At 72.1% G+C, this 2,902-nt stretch carries 1 protein-coding gene and 1 pseudogene; both read right to left on the reverse strand.

Annotated features, from left to right (window positions below):
- Positions 1-81: 81 nt before the first annotated feature.
- Positions 82-205, reverse strand: a pseudogene (locus FNH08_RS48120) (HAD family acid phosphatase); the annotation flags it as partial.
- Between the two features lie 200 nt (positions 206-405).
- Positions 406-2,902 (reverse strand): NACHT domain-containing protein (locus FNH08_RS53350; RefSeq protein ID WP_152778217.1); only part of this gene is annotated, 2,497 nt, incomplete at its 5' end.

Raw genomic sequence — 2,902 nt, forward strand, 5'->3', positions numbered from 1 at the left:
GGCAGCGTAAGACGTGTATAAGAGACAGGCCTGAAGGGCACCGGCCCCCTTCGCCCGTCTTCGTGTGCGTGCGGGGACCGCTCAGGACAGCTGGCCGTCGTAGTCCGGCAGCTTGAACGTCTTCTCGGCGTGCCCGCCCGACAGGTCTGTGGCGCTGTTCGGCCACGTCCTTGAAGAGGTCACCGAAACCGCGGACGTACAGCCCGGGAGGGATCGAACTCCCTGCGGAGCAGGGCAAGGACACGCCGACGGGGACACGGTTTCCACGCCAGGACCAGCCCGAACGACTTGAGTCGCCCATGGGCGGCTCGCGGCGACTCCCTCGTCCTTCCGGGCGCGCGGGTCGCGAAGAACAGGGAGACGGCGTGCGACGACCCGGGATGTGGCCCGTCAGCCCTCGTCGGCTCAGGCCGTGATCGTCACTCCCTCCGGAACGTTCCGTACCCGGGGCAGACGCGGGTTGACCCGGAGGACGCGGAGGTTGGGGAAGCGGGACAGCCAGGACATGTCCGGGTCGGTGGGCTGGGCGTTGATCCAGAGGTGGGTGAGCTGGGTGTGGTCCAGGCCGCTGAGGAGATCGGCGGTGGGGATGACGCCCGCCACCTGGATGCGGGGGCGGCCGCCCAGATCGCGGAGGGCGGCCAGCTCCGCGGTGTCGGAAACCGGGTAGTACAGCCCGTCCGGATCCAGGTGGGCGATGATCTCGCGGGCGTACCGTTCCGTGTCGAAGTGACGCCAGGGACGGGCCAGTTCGGCGCGGATGGCCAGGGACGAGCGGGTGCGCAGACGGGCCAGGTAGTCGATGGCGGCGTCGTCCTCGACCCGGGTGGCCGTGAGGGCGAGCATGAGGGCCTGCTGGTCGCCCGGCACCTCCTCGGGGTCGGGCAGCAGCTCCAGCACGATGGGCCCGACCCAGCCGAGGCTGCGGGCGGCGAGATCGGTCGCCGGGCGTACCAGGTACTTCGTGCGGTCGTGCACCAACTGCCGGATGGACGGGTCGAGTTCGGTGACGTGTTCCAGGCAGGCCGCGGCCATCAGCCGGCGGTGGTTCACCTGGGGGCGGCGCAGCTCCGGAGCGGCGGACAGCAGCCGCTGCAGGAAGTCGGCGCACTCCTCCGGGCGGGCGTGGGCGGCGGCCATGCGGATGACCTCCTCCCACTCGGGCCGGTGGGCGTGGGCGACGAGGGAGTGGAGCCGGCCGCGGGCCACGATCTCCTTGGCGGCCAGATAGTCCTGGAAGGTGCGGTGTATGAAGTCCACCGCGCCTTCCGCCTGTTCGCGCAGCAGACCGGTGCGGTGCAGCAGATGGCGGAAGATCTTCTCGCCGCCGCCCTCCGCACGGGCGGCCGGGATGCTCGGCAGGGCGCCGTCGAGGATGTCGACCACGCGGCGGTGCGGCAGCTCCGAGACGCCGTCCTCCAGCATCGCGTGGGCCAGTTTCCGCAGCAGACGCTCCCGCGGCTCCTGCTGCAGCCGCACGTCGTCGGCGTACAGCACGTCCCGTTCGGGATCGCGGCGCTGCAGCAGCATCTCCAGGGCCGCCTCGTACAGCTCCTTGCGGCCCTGCGGCAGGGAGCCGGAGCGGTCCCGGTTGAGCGCGCAGATCAGACCGCACATCAGGGGGTTGGTGGCGAGCTGGCGCAGCTCACGGTAGATCCGTACCGAGTGCAGCAGCCGCTGCTCGTACGTCCGCAGCGCCTCCCGCTCCTGCTCGTCCCGCCCGCTCTGCTCGTCGCCCATGGCCGCCGCGTGCCAGTCCCGGACGAACCGCGTGACCTGGTCCCGTGACATCGGCGCCAGCGACAGCTGGGTGAAGCCCTCCTCCGAGAGGCGTTCCCGCGAGAGCCAGCCGTCCTCCACGGCGGAGGGACGGGAGGTGACCAGACAGCCGTTGCCGGAGAACACCCGCAGCAGCCGGCGGAGCTGGTCGCGCAGCTTGCCGCGGGTCTCCTCGGGGGCCTCGTCGATCCCGTCCACCAGCAGCAGGGCGCGCCCGGCGAGCAGCGTCCGCACGACCCAGCCCTCGGGCGCCTCGTCGGCGAGCGGGTGGCGTACGGCGTGCAGGAAGTCGTCGGGGGCGGGGAAGCCCTCGCGGGCGAAGCGGCGCACGGGCAGGACGAAGGGGACGCGTGCCTGTGCGCGGGCGGCGGACACGGCGAGCCACTGGACGAGGGTCGTCTTGCCCGAGCCGGCGGGGCCGAGCAGGAGGACGCGTTCATGGCCGTCCAGTGCCCGGTCGGCGAGGAGTACGGTGCGCTGCCCGTTGGAGGGTGAGGTTGTTCCCGTTTTCTCGGCGTCCTCCGTGCGTTCCTCGGCCTCCAGGCTGAGATACGTGTCCTCCAGGAGCCAGCGGTCCGGCGCGTTGGGGAGGTCCACTCCGACGATCGTCAGCCATCCGTACCTGCGGATCGCGTCCTCGGCGTACCGGGCCTCGAAGTCGGCGTCCTCCTGAGGATGTTCGGGGCTGCGGGCCGTCGCCTCGGCGTCGTCCAGGTCGACGAGCTGGCGGATGCGGCTGGCGTGTCCGGGCATCTGGTGCTGGATGTGTCGGGAGCGGCGGACGAAGTGGTGCAGGACGTGCAGGCACACGGACACCAGCAGGGCGTCGTGGAACCACGCGGCCTCGGGCGACAGCCCCCGGTCCGCGCCCTGCACCGCCCCGCGCAGAAGGCGCGCGTACCCCTGCGGTCCCAGGCGTACGGCGTCGGCGTCCGTGAGGTCCACGTCGGCGACGGCGAGCAGCGTACGGGCCAGGACGTCGGCCACGGCGGGCAGTTCGGTGGTGGGGGTGGCGTACCGGGCGGCGAGCTGGATGAACTCGGCGGCCACGCGGTGGACGTCGTCCGGGGTCGCGGAGGCGCCCGCGCCGTGCCACGTGGTGAGGGAGGGCACGGGTTCGGGG

The sequence above is a fragment of the Streptomyces spongiae genome, assembly GCF_009377185.1.
GTDB classification, from domain to species: Bacteria; Actinomycetota; Actinomycetes; order Streptomycetales; family Streptomycetaceae; genus Streptomyces; species Streptomyces spongiae.